Origin of the sequence: Sphingobium sp. CCH11-B1 (assembly GCF_001556865.1) — a bacterium.
Taxonomy (GTDB): Bacteria; Pseudomonadota; Alphaproteobacteria; order Sphingomonadales; family Sphingomonadaceae; genus Sphingobium.
On sequence record NZ_LSJY01000186.1, the window covers coordinates 1 to 19,524 of the forward strand.

Annotated in this window: 22 protein-coding genes; 16 read left to right on the forward strand and 6 right to left on the reverse strand. The window is 65.4% G+C overall.

The window, feature by feature from the left end:
* From AX724_RS18735 to AX724_RS24595, 4 genes are all read left to right on the forward strand, one after another.
* The coding region (locus tag AX724_RS18735) for a zincin-like metallopeptidase domain-containing protein (RefSeq protein WP_269454172.1) at positions 1 to 239 on the forward strand (239 nt) is incomplete at its 5' end.
* Positions 236 to 670, forward strand: a complete 435-nt coding sequence (locus tag AX724_RS18740; RefSeq protein WP_017499954.1) for a DUF2958 domain-containing protein — start codon at positions 236 to 238, stop codon at positions 668 to 670. The genes AX724_RS18735 and AX724_RS18740, both read left to right, overlap by 4 nt.
* A gap of 85 nt (positions 671 to 755) precedes the next feature.
* Positions 756 to 2,567: a ParB/RepB/Spo0J family partition protein gene (locus tag AX724_RS18745; RefSeq protein WP_017499953.1), complete on the forward strand. Its 1,812-nt coding sequence runs from the start codon at positions 756 to 758 to the stop codon at positions 2,565 to 2,567.
* A gap of 110 nt (positions 2,568 to 2,677) precedes the next feature.
* Positions 2,678 to 3,589 carry a hypothetical protein gene (locus tag AX724_RS24595; RefSeq protein WP_231736758.1) on the forward strand — a complete coding sequence of 304 codons (912 nt, stop codon included), beginning with the start codon at positions 2,678 to 2,680 and terminating at the stop codon, positions 3,587 to 3,589.
* 53 nt (positions 3,590 to 3,642) lie between these two features.
* Here the strand turns inward: AX724_RS24595 and AX724_RS18755 are convergent, their stop codons facing one another.
* Positions 3,643 to 3,870 carry a hypothetical protein gene (locus tag AX724_RS18755; RefSeq protein WP_017499950.1) on the reverse strand — a complete coding sequence of 76 codons (228 nt, stop codon included), beginning with the start codon at positions 3,868 to 3,870 and terminating at the stop codon, positions 3,643 to 3,645.
* Positions 3,871 to 4,230: 360 nt separating this feature from the next.
* Here AX724_RS18755 and AX724_RS18760 point away from each other — a divergent pair, with 360 nt between their 5' ends.
* The 6 genes from AX724_RS18760 (at position 4,231) to AX724_RS18780 (ending at position 9,484) form a co-directional block, all read left to right on the forward strand.
* A complete protein-coding gene (locus AX724_RS18760; protein WP_017499949.1) occupies positions 4,231 to 4,551 on the forward strand; it encodes a DUF736 domain-containing protein in 321 nt (106 codons plus the stop codon).
* 332 nt (positions 4,552 to 4,883) lie between these two features.
* Positions 4,884 to 5,045, forward strand: coding sequence for a hypothetical protein (locus tag AX724_RS24235; RefSeq protein ID WP_168196079.1), 162 nt, complete (start codon positions 4,884 to 4,886; stop codon positions 5,043 to 5,045).
* A 346-nt stretch (positions 5,046 to 5,391) separates the two neighbouring features.
* Positions 5,392 to 7,356 (forward strand): relaxase/mobilization nuclease RlxS, encoded by a 1,965-nt coding sequence (gene rlxS / locus AX724_RS18765; protein ID WP_017499947.1) that lies wholly within the window; start codon positions 5,392 to 5,394, stop codon positions 7,354 to 7,356.
* A gap of 51 nt (positions 7,357 to 7,407) precedes the next feature.
* A complete protein-coding gene (locus tag AX724_RS18770; RefSeq protein WP_017499946.1) occupies positions 7,408 to 7,608 on the forward strand; it encodes a hypothetical protein in 201 nt (66 codons plus the stop codon).
* Entirely contained in the window at positions 7,605 to 8,783 is a 1,179-nt protein-coding gene (locus AX724_RS18775; protein ID WP_017499945.1) for a nucleoside triphosphate pyrophosphohydrolase family protein, read from the forward strand. The genes AX724_RS18770 and AX724_RS18775 overlap by 4 nt, the downstream gene beginning before the upstream one ends.
* Complete coding sequence (locus AX724_RS18780; RefSeq protein WP_017499944.1) at positions 8,780 to 9,484, forward strand: uracil-DNA glycosylase; 705 nt, start codon at positions 8,780 to 8,782, stop codon at positions 9,482 to 9,484. Before AX724_RS18775 ends, AX724_RS18780 begins: the two co-directional genes overlap by 4 nt.
* Here the strand turns inward: AX724_RS18780 and AX724_RS18785 are convergent.
* From AX724_RS18785 to AX724_RS18805, 5 genes are read right to left on the reverse strand one after another with little or no spacing between them, the layout of a single operon-like run.
* Entirely contained in the window at positions 9,451 to 10,230 is a 780-nt protein-coding gene (locus tag AX724_RS18785; protein WP_017499943.1) for a hypothetical protein, read from the reverse strand. The two genes, AX724_RS18780 and AX724_RS18785, sit on opposite strands and share 34 nt — an antisense overlap.
* Complete coding sequence (locus tag AX724_RS18790) at positions 10,202 to 10,882, reverse strand: C1 family peptidase (RefSeq protein WP_017499942.1); 681 nt, start codon at positions 10,880 to 10,882, stop codon at positions 10,202 to 10,204. The genes AX724_RS18785 and AX724_RS18790 overlap by 29 nt, the downstream gene beginning before the upstream one ends.
* Before the next feature lie 6 nt (positions 10,883 to 10,888).
* On the reverse strand, positions 10,889 to 11,899 hold the full coding sequence (locus AX724_RS18795) for an ImmA/IrrE family metallo-endopeptidase (RefSeq protein ID WP_017499941.1): 1,011 nt from the start codon (positions 11,897 to 11,899) through the stop codon (positions 10,889 to 10,891).
* Between the two features lie 3 nt (positions 11,900 to 11,902).
* Positions 11,903 to 12,277, reverse strand: a complete 375-nt coding sequence (locus tag AX724_RS18800; protein ID WP_017499940.1) for a helix-turn-helix domain-containing protein — start codon at positions 12,275 to 12,277, stop codon at positions 11,903 to 11,905.
* Positions 12,274 to 12,612: a hypothetical protein gene (locus AX724_RS18805; RefSeq protein WP_017499939.1), complete on the reverse strand. Its 339-nt coding sequence runs from the start codon at positions 12,610 to 12,612 to the stop codon at positions 12,274 to 12,276. The genes AX724_RS18800 and AX724_RS18805 overlap by 4 nt, the downstream gene beginning before the upstream one ends.
* 342 nt (positions 12,613 to 12,954) lie before the next feature.
* Here AX724_RS18805 and AX724_RS18810 point away from each other — a divergent pair, with 342 nt between their 5' ends.
* The 6 genes from AX724_RS18810 to trbE are packed head-to-tail and all read left to right on the forward strand — an operon-like array spanning position 12,955 to position 19,522.
* Positions 12,955 to 14,982 (forward strand): conjugal transfer protein TraG, encoded by a 2,028-nt coding sequence (locus AX724_RS18810; RefSeq protein WP_038292469.1) that lies wholly within the window; start codon positions 12,955 to 12,957, stop codon positions 14,980 to 14,982.
* A gap of 2 nt (positions 14,983 to 14,984) precedes the next feature.
* Positions 14,985 to 15,410 (forward strand): hypothetical protein, encoded by a 426-nt coding sequence (locus tag AX724_RS18815; RefSeq protein WP_017499937.1) that lies wholly within the window; start codon positions 14,985 to 14,987, stop codon positions 15,408 to 15,410.
* Entirely contained in the window at positions 15,407 to 16,429 is a 1,023-nt protein-coding gene (gene trbB / locus AX724_RS18820; RefSeq protein ID WP_017499936.1) for a P-type conjugative transfer ATPase TrbB, read from the forward strand. The genes AX724_RS18815 and trbB overlap by 4 nt, the downstream gene beginning before the upstream one ends.
* Positions 16,426 to 16,779, forward strand: a complete 354-nt coding sequence (locus AX724_RS18825) for a TrbC/VirB2 family protein (protein WP_017499935.1) — start codon at positions 16,426 to 16,428, stop codon at positions 16,777 to 16,779. Before trbB ends, AX724_RS18825 begins: the two co-directional genes overlap by 4 nt.
* A gap of 50 nt (positions 16,780 to 16,829) precedes the next feature.
* Complete coding sequence (locus tag AX724_RS18830; protein ID WP_051035683.1) at positions 16,830 to 17,060, forward strand: VirB3 family type IV secretion system protein; 231 nt, start codon at positions 16,830 to 16,832, stop codon at positions 17,058 to 17,060.
* Entirely contained in the window at positions 17,054 to 19,522 is a 2,469-nt protein-coding gene (gene trbE / locus AX724_RS18835) for a conjugal transfer protein TrbE (protein ID WP_017499933.1), read from the forward strand. Before AX724_RS18830 ends, trbE begins: the two co-directional genes overlap by 7 nt.
* The last annotated feature ends 2 nt before the right edge of the window (positions 19,523 to 19,524 follow it).

Here is a 19,524-nt window from a genome sequence, read left to right on the forward strand (position 1 = left end):
GAAGTCAGATTGGGGCTGGACTGTCAGGATATGTCGCCGAGATGGGATCGGCCTTCCTTTGCGCCGCGCTCGGCATCGTGCCGACCGTTCGTCACGCCGATTATCTGGCATCATGGCTCGACGTGCTGCGCGAGGACAATCGCGCGATCTTTCGCGCGGCCAGTCAGGCGAGCAAGGCCGCCGATTGGCTGCTTGCCCGCTACGCCGAGACGCAGGACGAAGGGAGGGAAGCGGCATGATTACGCTCCCCCATGCGATCCTTTCGGCGCTGCGCGCGAATGCGCGCGCCAGCCGCCTCCACGAGCAGCGCGACGAACGGTTCGACCCGTTCCCGGTGGTCAAATTCTTCAATCCGGTCGGCGCGGCGACGTGGATCGCCACCGAGCTTTACGACGATGGAGACACGCTGTTCGGCCTCGCCGACTTGGGGTTCGGATGCCCGGAAATGGGCGTGTTCTCGCTTACCGAGATTGCGGGCGTCCGCTTGCCCTTCGGCCTGTTCATCGAGCGCGACGAGCATTTCGAGCCGCTGGCCCCGCTTTCGCTATGGTCCGATACCGCGCGGCGCATGGGTGCAATCGTTCTGGCCGAAGCCGAACTTCGCCGCATCACCGATAGCCGGAACGGCAACGAGCTTCCGCCGCCTCTTGATGATCGAGGGGCCGGATGACGCGCGGCGCGTTTCGCCGCATTGAGTGCCGGTCCCGCCCATCCAGCAAGACAAACGGGACCGGCGCTCCAGAAGGAGCAGACCAATGAAACTCGACTTTATCGACCATAGCAAGCTGGTTCCGTCCAAGGTGAACATGCGGCACGGACCCAAGCCCCCGGACGTGGGCGACATTCTGCCCTCGATCCGCAAGCGCGGTGTCATCGTGCCGCTGATCGTGCGCCCGCAGGCGGGCAACGATAATGGCGTCCACGAAATCGTCGCCGGGCGGCGGCGCTGGACGGCGAACGCCATCGCGCTTGTCGAGGGCATCGACCACGGCCCGCTTCCCGTCGCCATCCTCGACGCCGGGGACGACGCCGACGCCATCGAGGCATCGCTTCTCGAGAACACCCGGCTCGATCCCGACGAGGTGACGCGATGGGAAACCTTCGCACGGCTGGTCAAGGAGGGCCGCGACATTGCGGATATCTCCGCGACGTTCGGCATTCCCGAGCTTGGCGTGAAGCGTATCCTAGCGCTCGGCAACCTGCTTCCGCGCATCCGCGATCTTTACCGCAAGGAGAAGATCAACGCGGCGACCGTCCGGCATCTGACGCTGGCGAGCAAGCAGCAGCAGAAGGCATGGCTGGCGCTCTACGACGATGACGACGCCTATTGCCCGACCGGCCAGCAATTGAAGGCATGGCTGTTCGGCGGGCAGTCGATCAAGGTCGAACATGCCCTGTTCGACGTCGATGCGAGCGGCCTTGCGATCGTCGCCGATCTGTTCGGCGAAGACCGCTATTTTGCAGATGCCGACGCGTTCTGGACCGCGCAGAACGCCGTAATCGACGCGCGCAAGGAGGACTATCTGGATGCCGGATGGTTCGACGTGGTGATCGTCCCGCCCGGCGAATATTTCTACCGCTATGAGTTCGCCAAGGCACCCAAGCGCAAGGGCGGGCGCGTGTATATAGATGTGCGCGAAAGCGGCGAGGTCGAGGTCCACGAAGGCTATGTGACGAGCAAGGAGGCCAAGCGGCTCGAACGCGGCGAGGCAATCGAAACCGGCCCCAAAGTGCCGCGCCCCGAAGTGACGAGCACGATGCAGACCTATATCAACCTGCACCGTCATGCCGCTGTCCGCGCCTCGCTGACCCGTCATCCCAAGGTCGCGCTGCGCTTGATGGTCGCCCATGTCATCGTCGGGTCGCCACTGTGGACGGTCAAGCCCGAGCCGCAGACCGCGCGCAACGACGATGTGCGCGAAAGCGTCGAAACTTGCCGCGCGGAAACCGACTTCGACGCGAAGCGCCGCGCCGTATTGGACCTTCTCGGCTTCTCGCCCGAGGAACCGACCGTCACAGGCGGCAACGGCGACGACTTCGGACTGGTCGGCGTGTTCCTGCGCTTGCTCGACGTGCCCGACCGCGCCGTAATGGACGTGATCGTCATCGTCATGGGCGAAACGCTCGCCAGCGGCAGCGCCGCCATCGAGGCGGTCGGCGGCGAGATCGGCGTCGATATGGCCCGCTACTGGCAGGCCGACGACGCCTTTTTCGAGTGTGTCCGCGACAAGGAGGTGCTGACCCGCATCGTCGCCGAGGTGGCGGGCGAACCTGTCGCCGCCGCCAATGCGAAGGAACCGGGCAAGGTCTTGAAGCGCATCGTCCGCGACCATCTGGAGGGTGCGAACGGGCGGCCCAAGGTCGAGGGTTGGGTGCCGAAATGGATGGCGTTCCCGCCCGCTACCTATACGGCGCGCGGCGGCGTCGGCACCGTCGCGGCTCATGCCAAGGTGCTCGCGGCGCGCCCCGACCGCGAGCCGGAACCGACCGGCCCCGGCGCGGTGATTGCGCTTCCGGCCCCTGCCAAGGCCGAGCCGCAGGAACAGCCCGAGCGCGAAGCCGCATGAAACTGGACGGGCGGCGGCGCACCCGCCGCCCGTTCCGTCCCCCATAAAATCGCCGCGCCGCTCGGCCGCAAGCGGCCCTCGCGGCGCGGATTTCAGACAGGAGACTTGTCATGGCCGACCGTGTTTCGGCATCCATCACCATCGGCGGGACGCTCCCCGCCAGCCAGCTTCCCGCCTTCGCCGAGGCCATCGCGAACGAAGGGCTGTCCACCGAATGGGACGGCGAACCCTTCGCGCTCGGCGATCTGCCCGAGGGCGAGCCCTTGGCGCTCATGGCGCACGAGGTCGCCTGGGGGCGGTTCGAGGGACTCGAAGCCTTCTGCATCGCGCATGGGCTTTTCTTCGCGCGCTGGTCGGGCGCCTATGCCTGCCAGTGGGGTGCGGAACGCACCGTGTTCACCGGCAGCGGCGAACCGCAAAGCTACGCGGCAGCTATGCGGCGATCATCGCGCATTTCGATGCGGCCGACTTCGCGGTGCCCCCGCTTGTCATCACGCCCGAACGGGAGGAGGCGAGCAATGGCTGACATCTGGATTCAGGGCAGCTTCGCCTTTCGCTGCACCGCCGCCGAGTGCGCGCTGATCGAGGAAGTCGCAAACGCTGGCTACGCGCTAGCGAATGACGACGCGCCCGATCCGCCGAGCGCGGCGCTGCTCGCAGCCTTTCCGCCGGACGATGCGAACGCGCGGTGGAGCGGGTTTCGCGAGGCGTTCAACGATCCCGAATTTCCCACCATCGGAGCCGATTTCATCGCTGAAACCTGCCCCGACGATCCATCCGCGCGGATCGTGTGTTTCGCCAGCATGGACGATTTCGATGCCGCTGCCATCGCGGTGGTGATCCAGCGATGTTGCCCCGAAACGCTCGCCAAGGGGCCGATCGGCTTTGAATGGGCCATGACCTGTTCCAAGCCCCGCATCGGGGAGTTCGGTGGCGGCTGGTGCGCGATTTTCGCAGACCGCATCGAGATCGACGCGACCAACGAGGCGCTGTCGCGCGCGCTCGCGGGCGACGGCAACTAGCCCAAATCGCGCCGCACTGCGCGCTCGCGTGCCGAAAACCCCTGCCGCCTGACCTACCGGGCGGTGCGGCGGATCACCGTCCGGGCGCTTCCGCATAACGTGCATTCGTCCTTCTGCCGCTCGAATCCGCGCGTGCCGCCGAGCGCGCAGGTGACGACATTGGCCTGTGCGGTAACCGACAGGTTGAGCCGGTCAGTCACGCAGGCATCGCACACCGCCGCGCCGTCCAGCCGCACGATCAGCCGTTCGATCTGCCCCGCAATCGTCGTTCCTTCGTTCATCGCCGTGAGGCTATAGCCGCGGCCTCGTGGCCGCGAAAGCAATCATGGCTTCCCGGAAAGACGCCGGACTGGGCTTCCTGTCCGCGCGCGCATCTCGTCCTTTCGTGTCTCACCAACCCGTCGCCGGCTCCTTGGGCGCATGACCTGGGACGGCCGCGCGCCTCGCGAAACCATCGCGCGGAACTGATTTCCCCGCGCCGCTTTGGCGGCGCTCCTCGCGGCCGCTTCGCTCCAAATCAGCCCCGCGCTTCCGGTCCTCCGCTTCGCTTCGGCCTGCGGTTCGCAGCGCGCTCAAGGGCCGTCCCTTCGGTCCGCCCATCGCCCGGCATCGGGTCGGGCGAATGTGCAAGGAGACGAGAAATGCCCTCAATCGGTCATGTCCAGCGCCAGAACGACGGTTCGTTCCGGGGCGCCTTGAAGACGCTTTCGGTCAATGCCGAGATCGCCATCATCCCCAACCGCAGTAAGACCGGGGACCAGCCCGACTACCGCGTGCTGTCGAACGGCGTCGAACTGGGCGGCGGCTGGATCCGCACCGGCGAGGTGAGCCAGCGCGAATATGTCCGCCTCGCCATGTCGGCCCCCGAACTTGGCGGCCGCACCCTCTACGCCAATCTCGGCCGCGCCGCCGGGCAGGACGACGACGACGCGTTCGCCGTTATCTGGAACCCCGGCGACTGAGCCGGATCGGCCCCGCGCCGGTCACCCGGCGCGGGGCTTTCCTCATGCCTTGAGGGCTTGGCGTGGGCCTTTTCCTGCACCGGAACGCGCTTGCGGGCCTGCAGAGAGGAAGAAATCCGCTCAGCAAGCACCGAGTATCCGGCGGCGAACGGACCGCCTCAACCATCGACGGTTCCCCCAATTTTCACGCCACCTGCGTTCCGCTTCGCTCCACTCCGGCGACGAGAAAATCGGCTCCCCCGTCGCCCGCTTCGCGGCCGCTGCGCGGTGGTTGACCCCGCCCGCTCCCCGCCGGGCGATGGCTCATCTTTCGCTTGTATCAGGAGGATGAGATGTCGGTTGAACAACAGATCGAGGAGCTTCGCGCGGAGCTTTCATGGTGCGATGACGCGGGAGAACGGCGGCAGATCGAAGCCGAATTAAGGGCCGCTGAGAAGAGGCTGAAGCGGTGCAATCGGGCGCTGCGTCAGGCCGAACAGGCAGGCTGGCAATAAGGCGATGCGCTGTTGAAGGGGCAGGTTCGCGGGAGTGGTGCCGCATGGCGCCGCTCCCCTTTTTTGATCGGGAAGGCGGGAAGGCAAAGCGGGCGTCTGGGGCGGCAGGTGGCAGTCGGGCTCGATGGCAAGATAGAGGCAAAATCTCGCGATTTTGTAAGTGTTTGTCTGCACATCGTTTTTTGAAGGCTTTTGCGAGACTCGCCCTTTGAGTGCGAGACAGGGTTACCAGGAGTGGCGGTTTTCTGGGCTTTTCCGATCCCAATCGCGAGACTCCTTGCGCTCTGGCGAGGACGCGCCATTCTTATCGGCGGGGAGCGTCATTCCGGCATGGAAGGACGCCGCTATGCGCGATGATGAGTTCGAACCGCAGCTGGGCCGGATGCGCGGCCGGGGCAAGGAGCAGCGCTACCTGAGCCGCGTCGTGAAAGCGGCAAAGCGGGCCGGCATGAAAACGGGCAGGCGCGGCCGTTTCGACGGCAGCCGGATCGGGCGCGGCGCGAGTGTTGCGCGGGTGCTCAGATCGCGCGACCGATTGGGCGCGTTCCGGTCGCGCCGCGTGATCGTCAAGATACGGCCTGTCGGCCTTGGCGGGAAAGGCATGGGCGGTGCGAAGGCGCACCTTCGCTATATTCAGCGCGACGGCGTGACCCGTGAGGGCGAGGCTGGTGCGCTCTACTCGCCCGACAGCGACGTCGCCGATGGCAAGGCGTTCCTCGAACGGTGTGACGGCGACCGCCGCCAGTTCCGGTTCATCGTGTCGGCCGAGGACGCCGACCAGTATCCCGACTTGAAGCCGTTCGTGCGCCGGCTGATGACGCAGATGGAGCAGGATCTTGGGACAAAGCTCGATTGGGTGGCGGTCGACCATTTCAATACCGGCCATCCGCACACGCATATCGTGGTGCGCGGCGTAAACGATCGGGGTGAGAATCTGCTGATCGCGCGCGAGTATATCTCGCACGGGAGCCGGCAGCGGGCGATCGAGATCGTCAACCTCGACCTGGGGCCGCGCACCGACCTTGAAATCGAAGAGCGGCTTCGCAGCGATACGGGTGCCGAGCGGCTGACCGCGATCGACAGACGGCTGATCCGCGACATGGATACCGCGCGGCTGGTCAGCGCGAGCGATGGCGATCCCTTCCAGCAATCGCTTCGCGTCGGTCGCCTGCAGAAACTCGGGCGCATGGGACTCGCCTCGCATGTCGGCAACGGCACCTGGCGGCTTGAGCCCGACCTTGCGAACACACTGCGCCAGATCGGCGAGCGCGGCGACATCATCCGCACCATGCAGCGCGAGCTGACCGCGCGGAAGCTCGATCGTGCTGCGGTCGATCGCGTCATCTACGACCCGGTCGCGAAGGAGGCGACGCCGATCATCGGCCGCGTCGTGATGCGCGGGCTCGCCGACGAACATGAAGACCGTCATTATCTGCTGGTCGACGGCATCGACGGGCGCACCCATTATGCCGAGATCGGCAAGGGCGAGCTGGTCGACACGATCCCCGAAAATGCCATCGTCCGGATCGCGCCACGCGAGGGCGGCATTCGCGCCGTCGATCGGACGATCGACGAGATCGCGGCGGCGAACGGCGGGCGCTATTCGATCGACGCCCATCTGAAGCACGATCCGACCGCCAGCGAACGCTTCGCCGAAACGCATGTCCGGCGGCTTGAAGCGATGCGAAAAATCTCGGGCGTCGTCGAGCGCGAGCCCGACGGAAGCTGGATCATCGCGCCGGACCATCTCGCCAGGGTCGAGAGGTTCGAAGCCATGCAGTTCCGCGACCACCCCGTTGCCATTGAAACCCTGTCGGCGATCCCGCTCGACAAATTACCGGGAACCGATGCCGCGACCTGGCTCGATCGCGAGCTGGTCGCCGAAGCGCCGGTGCCAGTGCGCGATGCTGGGTTCGGGCACGAGGTTCGTTCAGCGCAGGCGATGCGACGGCAATGGCTGATCACCGAACAGCTTGCAGACGAACAGGATGGGCAGACGGTCTATCGGCGAGGGATGCTCGCCGCGCTCCAGCGGCGAGAATTGCTGCGTGTCGCCCGCCAGCTCTCCGACAAGTTAGGCGTTCCGTTCGCCGAGGCCAGAGAGGGGGAGGCTGTTCAAGGCAGGCTCGTGCGCGCAGTCGAGATGACGAGTGGTCGCCATGCGCTCATCGAACGGTCGCGCGATTTCACGCTGGTGCCGTGGCGCTCTGTTCTCGATCGCCATGTCGGTAAATCGGTCTCGGGCATCATGCGCGACGGCGGGATCAACTGGACACTCGGGCGGCAGCGCAGCGGGCCGAGCGTCTCCTGATCCGGAGGATTCGGGCTTTCTATTTTCATGAAATTATGTTTTCATGGATTCATGAAAAATATCGCAGCGCAAACCGATGTCGGCGACGAGCATCTTCAGGTGCAGATTCCTGCCGTTACGAAACGCGATCTCGGTCAACGGTCGCTCGATTCCCGCGAGCCGATCCGGATGATCGTACTGCGGGCACTTGAAGCCTATGGCGTGAGCGTCCCCGCAGACGCGATATCGGATCGCCGGAAGGGCAGGCGATGAGCGAGGATTTCGAAGCTCTCACTGTTGCGGATTATGCGAAGCAGGCCGCGCGGACTGATCAACGCAGCGGTGGCCGCGCACTGGGCTTCTCGATGCTTGGCCTTTTCGGCGAAGTCGGCAGCTTGCTCAGTGAGGCCAAGAAAAAGCAGCGCGACGATGCCTCCTACCTGGGTTACGCTCACGCCGTCGCGGAAGAGCTTGGTGACGTCCTTTGGTATCTGGCGGCGATCGCACGGCGCAGCCGCATGGCGCTCAGCGACATCGCTGCCGCCGCGGCGACAAACGGCGGACAATGGCAGACGGGCGGCAACGAAACGCTCAGTTTCCATGCGCTGCAGCCGCAGCACATTCCGCTTGCCAAGGCACCGATGCCGCAGTTCGAGCATAGCCTGCTCGCGCTGGCAGGCGACGTTGGGCTGCTCATCAACGATTTCCAGGCGGGCGGTCTTGCGAAGGACCGCGAAGCACTCGCGGGCCGGCTGGTCGCGGTCATGCGCCGGTTGATCCAGGCGGCAAACGAATCCGGTGTTACCATCGAGGCTGCCGCCGTGAAGAATCTTCACAAGATCTTCGATCGCTGGCCGCGCGAGCGCATCTATCCGGCGCCGACCGATGCGGCGCTCGACCCAGAAGAGCAATTGCCGCGGCGGATGGCGATCGACGTCTATGAACGCACCGTTCGCGGGCAGACATTCGTGTATCAACGCTCAAGCGGTGTGTATGTCGGCGACCGGCTCACCGACAACGCGCTCGAACCCGACGACTATCGTTTCCACGATGTCTTTCACTACGCTTATGTCGCGGTGCTTGGCTGGTCGCCAGTGCTGCGTGCGCTGCTCCGTCTCAAGCGCAAGAGCGATCCGAAACTCGACGACGCCGAAGACGGTGCTCGGGCGATTCTCATCGAAGAGGGCATAACTTCCTGGATTTTCGGACAAGCGCAGCAACTCCGGTACTTTGAAAACGTGAAGCGCGGTGGCCTTCCGCTGGACATGCTGAAGCATGTCCGCCAGTTCGTCGCCGGCTACGAATCAGAACGCTGTCCGCTGTGGCTTTGGGAGGAAGCGATCCTCCAGGGCTATACGGCTTTCCGCTTCCTTCAGGAGCATCGGCGCGGCCGCGTCCTGATCGACTTCGCCAATCGCCGCCTGCGTATCAAGGAATTGCCGTCATGACCCCGAAATCCTTTGTGTCCACCCTGGCGGCGACCGAACTTCCCTCAGTGTTCAATCCCTGGCGCGATCGCTGCACGGTCCATGACCGCAGCGACGCCGCCGCCCGGCGCCGCGACAATCTCGAAATGCTGCTCACCGCGGCGCTTGATCATCGCGTCGAAACGATCTGGATCGCGCGTGATCTCGGCTATCGCGGGGGGCGGCGTACGGGCGTACCGCTGACCGACGAAATTCACCTCGGACATGCCGGCACGCTGATGGGCGGCATCGCATTTGAACGTGCGACGCAGGGACCCGCCGTGGCGGAGCGCACCGCGGCGATCGTCTGGCGTGTGCTAGAGCGGATCGGTCAGCCTGTCATGCTCTGGAACGTTTTCCCGTTCCATCCCCATGAAGCGGATGATCCGATGTCGAACCGATGCCACACGCGAAGCGAGCGCGAGGCGACCTGGCCGATATTGCAAGCCCTCGTGTCAATGATCCGGCCCCGCCAGATCGTCGCGATCGGGCGCGACGCTCACCTGGCGCTGGACGGTCTCGACATTCCGACCACCGCGGTCCGCCATCCGAGCTACGGCGGGCAGCGCGAGTTCATCGAGGGCATGTTCAGCCTGTACGGTGTCGCGGATGACAACGATGAGCCGCTAGAACTGCCGTTGGGCGCGCCTCACGCCGCAGCACGGAGATGTGCGCTCGCCTGATCGCAGCGTTCAAAGAGTTGCTTAAGATCGCCGCGGTTCCAGTTGGCGGTGTCGACCGTGGCGTTGGTCGAGACGATCGTGAGCGGACCCAGCGCGACCCCGCCTTCCTTGGCGATGAATTCGAGCAGACGGCCGAGGCCGATCAGATTGCCGAGCAGTTTTTCGATATAGTAGTGATTGCGGTAGAGCGCGGTCATGCCGAGGCGACGATCGTCGCCCTTGCCGATCAGCTTGAGACTGGCAAAGCTCAGGCACTGACCGCCGTAGGGCGAGTCATTCACGTCGCGGGCGGGGTCGAAGATCAGCAGTTCGAATTTGTTGAGCGCTCGGACGTTCGGGTTGCGCAGGCGCTCGACGATGCCCCAGATTTGATTGATTGGCTGGCCGTCGGCGCGGGGCAATTCCATCATCCGTTCGAAATAATAGCCCGACCAAGCGCCCGACCTCCGGACCTTCGGCAGCACGTTGTCGCGAAACCGGTCGAAGAATTGCGGCGCGCCGTAGCGCCTGTACAGCGCTGCCGGAAAAATCGTGTTGGCGACCGTCTCGATGGGCTTCTTGCCATGGCCCGAAAGGAAGGCATCGACTTCCGCCACGACGGGATCGGCGAGTGTTGCGCGCGCAGTCGGCTCGGCCACGGAGATGACGACATTCTGCGCCTGGTGTCCGGTGGCGAGGTCGACGAGCCGGACCGCCTCGCGCCAGCCAGCAACGCAGTCAGGCTGCGGCGGTATGGGAAGATACATCGACTTCCTCCGTCAAATTTGCCGTGGCGAAAAGGCGCGGCGCTAGAAAGCGCTCAGTAAGCCAGGCGTGGCCTTCCAAGCCCCAACCTGGTCCCCAGCTGTTGCGGATGAGAATGGCCGGGGTGCCGTCCACGGTTCCATGCCCGACCGCGACGACCGCGTGCCGTTGCGCTGGCTCGGGGAGTTCGTCGTTCGCCGGATCGACGACGCCATCACCGCGCGGCTGGAAGAAAGACCGTGACAGCATCGTCAGCATGAGCACCGGCGTGTCACGATCCAGCGCGGCAAGGATGGATGACAGGTCGGTTCCATCCCTCTGTCCGTTGCGGCCATAGAGCGGGCCAACGGTCGCCGGCGGCGTCCACAGTCGATGATCGGCTGGAACCGCTGCCAGATACGGCCAGCCTTTCTCGTCGGGTTGGCCATCGAGCCGTAGCGCGTCCAGCATTGTGGATAGCAGTGCGCCGCTCGTCGGCGGTCTGCCCGCCCGTTTCTGCGCGGCATAAAAGGCGAATTCACACGACAGCGGTGCCCAGCCGTCGCGAAGCCCGGCGTGGGTGTCGCTCGCGGCGAATGCGAGGCATGTCGGCCGCGCGCCTTGATCGCGCGCAGGCCCGAACAGCGGCCGAAGGTCACGGACGATATCGATCATGGGGCGTCAGGCGGCCTCGAGCAGGTGCCGCCGTTCGGCGCGCGACAGGCCCGTCTGTTCCGGGCCGGTGAGGTCGAAATCGAGCGTCAGGCTGGTGAGGGCCGGCGCAGGCTGCCACGGCCGCCGCTCGTCGAGCGACATGCGGCCGCGCCGCGGCGCATCGGGCGCCGCGGTGACACGGCGGACAACGGGACCACCGATGCCATCGCCGTCGATTGCCTCACGCTCGTCTCGAACGACGGCGAAGCCGCTGGCGATCAGTTGGTCGAGATCCCAGAGATACCCACCGCCGCTATGTTCTTCGAGCTGCAGCACGAAAAGATCATTGCGACTGCCATCGATCCGCGAGCCGGCATCGCGCTCGGTCAGCAGCCAGACGTCGCCGCGATAGTTGTCGGGCCGATAGTCCTTGAGGAGATCGACCTTCAGGCTGCGCGGCTGCGTCCGGAGCAGGTCGGTCATCACCGATGGCGAAATCAGATTGTAGCGAACCAGGGTGCGGCACGTCGCCTCATAGCTGGCGCCGATCCGCAGCGAGAGCTGATAGACGACATTGGGGCGCCGGAAATGATCGATCTGCCATCCTTGTCGCGCGCTGTGCGCGAGCACCAGCCATTTCGGCATCATGAAGGCGATCGCAAAGGCGTCGGCTTCGGTTTCCTCGAAGTTGTTTCCCGGTTCGGGCGACATCGGCATCCGGCGCAGGATGCTCTCATCGTCGAGGCTCGGCTCGTGTCGCATCGAAAAATGCCCGAGTTCGTGCGCGGCCGTGAAGCGCTGGATGCTCATCGGTCGTTCCGTCGTGACGAGAACGCCAGGAGCAGGTGCGCTGAGATAGGCGCCGAGCAGGCCTTTCAGAGGACGAAGCAGCAAGGGTAGACCCACGGCATGGATCGCGCCGAAGACATCGACGCTGCCGCCTTGGGTCTCGATCAGTGCGCGCGTATCGAGTTCGCGATGCAGGCGGCCCGCTGCCATCGTACCAGCGCGAACCGCGCTCGCATAATCCGACGCCATCGATCAGCTCCGTTCGCCGCCAGACCGCGAGCGGAGATATTCGGCAAACCGGCTCAGCTCGGCCCGGTCCTCAGTCGACAAGGCCGCAACGCGTCGCGCCAGATGGGCGACATCGGCGGGAAGGCTCGCGGAGGCCTCGTCTTCGCCGGTAAAATAGGCCACCGACTGGCGGTAAAGACGGGCAAGCCGCGTCAGTTCGATCGCTTCAACGCGGCGCTGGCCATTCTCGATATCGGTAAGCGCGGTCCGGGGAATCTTGAGATAGGCAGCAACTTCTTCCTGCTTGAGGCCGAGATATTTCCGTGCTTCGCGCAGACGGTCGCCCAAGCGCCGCCGCTCCTGCTCGTCGCCTTCCTGGCGGAGTGCGAGATTGGTCATGGCTTCGACCCTTTCTTCTTAACCCAGACGCGTTCGATCTTAGGGAGGAGGTCGTCAATCGCCTTCTCGATCGAATTGTAGCCGCCGGTGCGGACGATGCTGTCGCGAAGCTCGATGTCGAGGACCTGCTCCACCGCGCAAAGCGTGTCGACCACGGACAAGGAGTCGAGTGGCACGGGCGCCTGGATGATCTTCGGGTTTTCCGGAGGCAGGGCAATTCCGCGCACCTGTGCCTCAGCCCTGGCCACTTGCAGCAGTTCGTCGACCAACGCCCTAATGGCGTCGGCTTTGGGAAACGCGGTTGCCGCGGGCTGCGGAGGAGCGATTGTCGCCATGCATGCCTCGCACGATTTCACTACATTAAATGCGATATAATGTCTGATAATCCGACACGCAAGCCCGAATTTGCAGCTCGGATTTTTGCAGGGTGTAGCGGGTCATCGGCGGTGCGGTGTGGTGGTCAGTGCCACCTCGAGGGACAACGACAGGGCAGAATCATCAACTCGGGTCATAGCTCGATCAAAAGAACAGAGCTGGAATATTGAGTCAGTCGCCGACGAGTGATCTCCTTCGGTCACCCACCAGCCCCCAGCGGCTCCGTTCATTTCGGGCGGCCCATAGCCGAGTCTTGAAGCCGCGCCCCGACCGCATCCGGCGGTATGGGCGGGAGCTTCAACGTGACCCCGACCAAATTGCTCATCGGCCAGATCCTTGTCGTGTTCGCAATCGTGATCGCGGGCCTCTGGGCGGCGACCCAATGGGCGGCGGCGATGCTCGCCTACCAGCCCGAACTTGGTCCGGCCTGGTTCATGGCTGGAAGCACGCCGGTCTATCGTCCCTGGGCGCTCTTCCCCTGGTGGTATCACTACGATGCCTATGCGCCGCATGTTTTCGACAAGGCCGGCGCGCTCGCCGGCGCGAGCGGTTTCATCGGCTGCGGCGCGGCGATCGCAGGCTCGCTCTGGCGCGCGCGGCAGTCGCGTCACGTCACCACCTATGGTTCGGCGCGCTGGGCCAGGCCGAACGAGATCGAGCGGGCCGGCCTTTACGGTGATGCCGGCGTATTCCTGGGCCGCTCGCGCGGCCGCTATCTCCGGCATGACGGCCCCGAACATATCATGGCGTTCGCGCCAACCCGTTCGGGCAAGGGCGTCGGGCTGGTCATACCGACACTGCTTGGCTGGACCGGCAGCGCCGTGGTTCACGACATCAAGGGCGAGAACTGGCAGCTCACCGCCGGCTGGCGCGCGCGCTTCTCCCACGTCCTGCTGTTCAATCCGACCGATCCCGCTTCCGCCAAATACAACCCGCTGCTGGAGGTCCGGCGCGGCGAGCATGAGGTCCGCGACGTCCAGAACATCGCCGACATCCTGGTCGATCCCGAAGGCGCGCTCGAACGGCGCAACCACTGGGAGAAAACCTCCCATTCGCTCCTGGTCGGCGCGATCCTCCACGTCCTTTATGCGGAGGAAGAAAAGACGCTCGCACGGGTAGCCACATTCCTGTCGGACCCGCAGCGGCCGTTCACCGCCACGCTCCGGCGGATGATGACCACCAATCACCTCGGCACGAAGGATGCGCCGCAGATCCATCCCGTCGTCGCCTCGGCGGCGCGCGAGGTGCTCAACAAGAGCGAGAACGAGCGCAGCGGCGTCCTCTCCACCGCAATGTCGTTTCTCGGGCTCTATCGCGACCCGACCGTCGCCGCGGTGACATCGCGCTGCGACTGGCGGATCGCCGATCTCGTCGAGGCCGGCCATCCGGTCTCGCTCTACCTTGTCATCCCGCCATCGGACATCAGCCGCACCAAGCCGCTGGTGCGGTTGGTGCTCAACCAGATCGGCCGCCGCCTCACCGAAAAGCTCGATGCCGATCCCGCCAGGGCGGGCAAGCACAAGCTCCTGATGATGCTCGACGAGTTCCCGGCATTGGGGCGGCTCGACTTCTTCGAGACCAGTCTTGCCTTTCTCGCGGGCTATGGAGTGCGCGCCTTCCTGATCGCGCAGTCCTTGAACCAGATCGAGAAGGCTTATGGCGAGCACAACTCGATCCTCGACAACTGCCATGTCCGCGTCGCGTTTGCGACCAACGACGAGCGCACGGCGCGGCGGATTTCGGACGCGCTCGGCATCGCCACCGAACAGCGCGCGATGCGCAACTATGCCGGCCACCGGCTCGCGCCCTGGCTGGCGCACGTCATGGTCAGCCGGCAGGAGACCGCCCGGCCACTCCTGACCACCGGCGAGGTGATGCAGCTCCCGCCCAAGGATGAGCTTGTCCTTGTCTCCGGCATGGCCCCGATCCGCGCGAGGAAGCTGCGCTATTACGAGGACCGCAATTTCCGCGAGCGGATCGCACCGCCGCCGCAGCCCGCGCCCGGAGACTATCCCGACCGGCCGCAGGCACGCCCCAACGACTGGAGCGGACTGGTCCGCGCGCCCGATACCCGGCTCGGCAAGCCCGATGACGATGCGAAGGCGGATGAGGACGGCGGCTTGCAACAGCAGCGCCACCCCGGCCTCGGCGAAGAACCCGCCAAAAAACCCGAGCCGCCAAAGCAGCTCGACCTGCTCGGCCTGGACAGCGACGACACCGACACGATCGCCGACAAGCACGCGATGGACCGCGCCGGCGCCACCGGCACGCTGATCCGCGCTCACGCGATCAATCAGGGTCGCAGCGCCGACATGCTGCCGGACTTCTGACAATGGCCGCGATCAAACCCAACCGCGTCCGCTACCAGCTCTTCCTGCCCGAAGATCTGAGCCACCGCTTCGAGGCGCTGGCGAGCCAGCCCGGCGCGTCCAAATCGGCGATCCTCACCGACGCGCTCACCGCCTGGCTCAACCGGCAGGCGGCGAGCGAGCTGGAGAACAAGTTCAGCCAGCGGCTCGATCGCATGTCGCTCGCGCTGGGGCGTGTCGAGCGTGACGGGCATGTGCTGCTCGAGAGCCTGGCGCTGTTCATCCGCTATGAACTGATGGTGCAGGCCCCTTTGGCCGAAGCCGACGAAGCGGCGCGTGCGATCGGCCGAGACCGCTTCGAGGCGTTCATTGCCCGCGTCGGCGAAGCGCTCGCCAGCGGCCAGCGCACGCTTGCTGCCTCCGCGAAAGACAATGGAGGTGGGCGATGAGCGACACGCTTTTCGGCTCCGATAATTCCGCAGGGCGTCGGCGCGCGATGCTGCGCACCGCGATGGGGCCGACCATCGCCGCAGCGCTGGCCGATCCGGTGGTCATCGAGATCATGGTGAACCCGGACGGCGTGTTGCGCCTTGATCGACTCGGCGAAGGCCGGATCGATACCGGCACCAAATATGAGCCCGCGCAGGTCGAGCGGATCATCCGCCTGGTTGCCAGCCACGCACGGACAGAGGTTCATGGCAATGCGCCGATCGTGTCAGCCGAGCTGCCACCGCACGGCGAAGGCGCGGGCGAGCGGTTCGAGGGTATCCTGCCGCCGGTCAGCCTCGCGCCGTGCTTCTCGATCCGCAAGCCCGCGGCGCGCATCTACACTTTGCTCGACTATGTGCGGGACGGCATCATGCCCGCCGACACGGCGCGACTGCTGTCGATGGCCGTGGTCGAGCGCAAGAACATCCTGGTCGCGGGTGGCACCAGTTCGGGCAAGACGACGCTTGCCAACGCGCTGCTCGCCGAGATGGCGCACCTCGACGAACGCGTCATCATCATTGAAGACACGCGTGAGTTGCAATGCGCCGCGCCCGACGTGGTGGGGCTGCGCACGCGTACGATTGGCACTGCCGGAGCCGGCGGCGTCACGATGGCTGATCTTGTCCGCTCGACATTGCGGCTCCGCCCCGATCGCATCGTCGTTGGCGAGGTGCGCGGGCGCGAAGCGCTCGACATGCTCAAAGCCTGGAACACCGGGCATCCGGGCGGCATCGCAACCGTCCACGCCAATTCGGCAGTGTCGGCGCTCTACCGGCTCGAGCAGCTCGTGCAGGAAAGCGTCGTCACCGTTCCGCGCCGGCTGATCGCCGACGCCATCGACATGATCGTGTTCATCGCCGGGCGCGGCCTCGCGCGCCGCGTCGACACGATCGCGCGCGTCGCCGGCCTCGATCCCGACGGCGGCTACGCCGTCCTCGACCTTACTCCCGACCACGCCCTCGAACCCCAAGGAGAATGACCATGCGCTTGTCCCGTATTCCTGCCCGTATTCCCGATCGTCGGAGCATCTTCCTCACCGGCGCCGCCATCGGCCTCGGGCTTGCGCTCGCCGCCACCGCGCAGGCCGCCGGCTCGGGCATGCCGTGGGAGGAACCGCTTCAGCAGGTCCTCGAATCGGTCCAGGGTCCTGTCGCCAAGATCGTCGCGGTGATCATCATCATCGTCACCGGTTTGACGCTCGCGTTCGGCGAGACGGCAGGCGGGTTCCGGCGCCTCATCCAGATCATCTTCGGCCTGTCGATCGCGTTTGCGGCGTCGAGCTTCTTCCTCAGCTTCTTCAGCTTCGGCGGCGGGGCGCTCATCTCGTGAACGCGCCAAATTCCTATGGCGCCAGCCATATCGAGGGGTTCGAGGCGCCGATGCACCGCGCGCTTGCCGAGCCGATCCTGCTTGGCGGGGCGCCGCGAGCGATCGCGATCGTCAATGGTACGATCGCGGCCGCGCTCGGACTCGGTCTCCAGCAGTGGATCGCCGGGCTGGCCATGTGGGCGTTCGGGCACACTCTCGCGGTGTTCGCCGCCAAGCGCGATCCCGACTTCGCCCCGGTCCTTGTCCGCCACCTTCGCCAGAAGGGGCATCTGTCATGCTGAATCTGCGCGAATACCGTCAGAAGGCCGACCGGCTCGCCGATCATCTTCCATGGGCGGCGCTTGTCGCGCCCGGCGTGGTGCTCAACAAGGACGGCAGCTTTTTGCGCGTCCTCAGGTTCCGCGGCCCCGATCTAGAATCCGCCACCGAAGCCGAGCTTGTCGCCGCCTGCGCGCGGGCGAACAATGTCCTGAAGCGCTTCGGCTCGGGCTGGGCACTCCATTTCGAGGCCGAGCGGCGCGAAGCGCTGGGTTATCCCGACAGCAGCTTTCCCGATGCGGCGTCGTGGCTGGTCGATGAGGAACGGCGCGCGGCGTTCGAAAGCGCGGGCGCGCATTTCGAGAGCCGCTATTATCTGACGCTCACCCTCCTGCCTCCGCCCGATCAGGCGGACACGGCGGGCCGAGCGCTGATCGAGCGCAGCGACGACGCGAAGGGCCGCGACTGGCGACAAGCGCTTGCCGGCTTCATCGCCGAGACGGATCGTGCGCTTGACCTGTTCAGAGGCTTCATGCCCGAGGTGCGCGCGCTCGGCGACAGCGAAATGCTGACCTTTCTCCACGGTGCGATCTCCGCGCGCCGCCATGTCGTCGCCGTGCCCGAAACGCCCATCTATCTGGACGGGCTGCTCGCCGACACGCCGCTGACCGGCGGGCTCGAACCGATGCTCGGCGACGAGCATCTGCGGACGCTCACCATCCTCGGATTTCCGAACGCGAGCCGTCCCGGCATCCTCGACGGACTCAACCATGAGGATTTTGGCTATCGCTGGGTGACGCGCTTCATTGCGCTCGACAAGACCGACGCAACCAAAGCGCTCACTCGCCTGCGGCGGCAGTGGTTCAACAAGCGCAAGTCGATCACCGCGCTGCTGCGCGAAGTCATCTACAACCAGCCGGTCCAGCTTCTCGACAGCGATGCCGACAACAAGGTGGTCGATGCCGACCTCGCCTTGCAGGCGCTCGGCGGCGATCATGTCGCGTTCGGCTATCTGACGACGACGATCACCGTTGCCGATATCGACCGCGCCCGCGTCGAGGAAAAGGTCCGCGCGGTCGAGCGCATCGTCAACGGGCTCGGCTTCACCTGCATCCGCGAGGGCATGAATGTGGTCGAGGCGTGGCTGTCGAGCCTGCCGGGCCATGTCTATGCGAACGTCCGGCAACCGATCGTCCACACCCTGAATCTCGCGCATCTCATGCCGCTGTCCTCGGTATGGGCAGGACCGGCGCGTAATCCGCACCTCGACGGTCCGCCGCTGCTTTATGCGGAAACCAGCGGCTCGACGCCGTTCCGTCTCAGCACGCATGTCGGCGACGTCGGTCATATGCTGATCGTCGGACCCACCGGGGCCGGAAAGTCGGTGCTGCTCGCAATGCTCGCGCTTCAGTTCCGGCGATATCCAGACTCCCAGGTCTATGTCTTCGACAAGGGATTTTCGGCGCGCGCGGCCGTGCTGGCGATGGGCGGCGCGCATCACGCGCTCGGGCTTGGCGGTGAGAGCGGTCATGCCGATGACGTGGGCGGGCGAACGATCGCCTTCCAGCCGCTGCGCCACATCGATCGCTCCAACGCACGCGCCTGGGCGACCGAATGGATCGGCGCGCTGCTCGCCCATGAGAAAGTACTGGTCACACCCGAGATCAAGGAGGCCGTCTGGTCGGCGCTCACCAATCTCGCGACCGCCCCGATCGAGGAACGCACGCTCACCGGCCTGTCGCTGCTGCTGCAATCGGCACCGCTGCGATCGGCGCTCGCGCCCTATACGCTCGAAGGATCGTTCGGCCGCCTGCTCGACGCCGCCGAAGACGATCTAGCGATCGCCGACGTGCAGTGCTTCGAGACTGAAGCGCTGATGGGGCAGGCGGGCGTCGTTGCGCCCGTGCTGACCTACCTGTTCCATCGTCTCGAGGAGCGCTTCACCGGGCGGCCGACGCTTCTCGTACTGGATGAAGCCTGGGTGTTCCTCGACCACCCGCTGTTCGCCGCGCGCATCCGTGAGTGGCTGAAGGTGCTGCGCAAGAAGAACGTCAGCGTCGTGTTCGCGACACAGAGCCTAGCCGATATCGCCGACAGCACGATCGCGCCGGCCATCATCGAAAGCTGTCCGCAGCGCATCTTGCTGCCCAATGATCGGGCGATCGAGCCGCAGGGCCAGACGGTCTACGTCCGCTTCGGTCTCAACGCGCGCCAGATCGAACTGGTCAGCCGCGCGACGCCCAAGCGGCAATATTATCTGCAATCAGCGCGCGGCAACCGGCTGTTCGAGCTTGGGCTAGGCCCGATCGCGCTGGCGTTGTGCGGCGCGTCCGATCCCGACAGCCAGAAGCGCATAGACGCGGTGCTGGCCGAAAAGGGCCAGGCCGACTTCGCCGCGACCTTTCTCTCCCAAGCCGGCCTCGATTGGGCGGCCGACCTGCTTGGGCGTCACCCTGCCGCCCGCCCCCCAGAAGACAAGGAGTAATT

Coding starts and splice junctions, on each gene's coding strand:
- AX724_RS18740 (WP_017499954.1), top strand. CDS start 236: ATGATTACGCTCCCCCATGCGATCCTTTCGGCGCTGCGCGCGAATGCG.
- AX724_RS18745 (WP_017499953.1), top strand. CDS start 756: ATGAAACTCGACTTTATCGACCATAGCAAGCTGGTTCCGTCCAAGGTG.
- AX724_RS24595 (WP_231736758.1), top strand. CDS start 2,678: ATGGCCGACCGTGTTTCGGCATCCATCACCATCGGCGGGACGCTCCCC.
- AX724_RS18755 (WP_017499950.1), bottom strand. CDS start 3,870: ATGAACGAAGGAACGACGATTGCGGGGCAGATCGAACGGCTGATCGTG.
- AX724_RS18760 (WP_017499949.1), top strand. CDS start 4,231: ATGCCCTCAATCGGTCATGTCCAGCGCCAGAACGACGGTTCGTTCCGG.
- AX724_RS24235 (WP_168196079.1), top strand. CDS start 4,884: ATGTCGGTTGAACAACAGATCGAGGAGCTTCGCGCGGAGCTTTCATGG.
- rlxS (WP_017499947.1), top strand. CDS start 5,392: ATGCGCGATGATGAGTTCGAACCGCAGCTGGGCCGGATGCGCGGCCGG.
- AX724_RS18770 (WP_017499946.1), top strand. CDS start 7,408: ATGAAAAATATCGCAGCGCAAACCGATGTCGGCGACGAGCATCTTCAG.
- AX724_RS18775 (WP_017499945.1), top strand. CDS start 7,605: ATGAGCGAGGATTTCGAAGCTCTCACTGTTGCGGATTATGCGAAGCAG.
- AX724_RS18780 (WP_017499944.1), top strand. CDS start 8,780: ATGACCCCGAAATCCTTTGTGTCCACCCTGGCGGCGACCGAACTTCCC.
- AX724_RS18785 (WP_017499943.1), bottom strand. CDS start 10,230: ATGTATCTTCCCATACCGCCGCAGCCTGACTGCGTTGCTGGCTGGCGC.
- AX724_RS18790 (WP_017499942.1), bottom strand. CDS start 10,882: ATGATCGATATCGTCCGTGACCTTCGGCCGCTGTTCGGGCCTGCGCGC.
- AX724_RS18795 (WP_017499941.1), bottom strand. CDS start 11,899: ATGGCGTCGGATTATGCGAGCGCGGTTCGCGCTGGTACGATGGCAGCG.
- AX724_RS18800 (WP_017499940.1), bottom strand. CDS start 12,277: ATGACCAATCTCGCACTCCGCCAGGAAGGCGACGAGCAGGAGCGGCGG.
- AX724_RS18805 (WP_017499939.1), bottom strand. CDS start 12,612: ATGGCGACAATCGCTCCTCCGCAGCCCGCGGCAACCGCGTTTCCCAAA.
- AX724_RS18815 (WP_017499937.1), top strand. CDS start 14,985: ATGGCCGCGATCAAACCCAACCGCGTCCGCTACCAGCTCTTCCTGCCC.
- trbB (WP_017499936.1), top strand. CDS start 15,407: ATGAGCGACACGCTTTTCGGCTCCGATAATTCCGCAGGGCGTCGGCGC.
- AX724_RS18825 (WP_017499935.1), top strand. CDS start 16,426: ATGACCATGCGCTTGTCCCGTATTCCTGCCCGTATTCCCGATCGTCGG.
- AX724_RS18830 (WP_051035683.1), top strand. CDS start 16,830: ATGCACCGCGCGCTTGCCGAGCCGATCCTGCTTGGCGGGGCGCCGCGA.
- trbE (WP_017499933.1), top strand. CDS start 17,054: ATGCTGAATCTGCGCGAATACCGTCAGAAGGCCGACCGGCTCGCCGAT.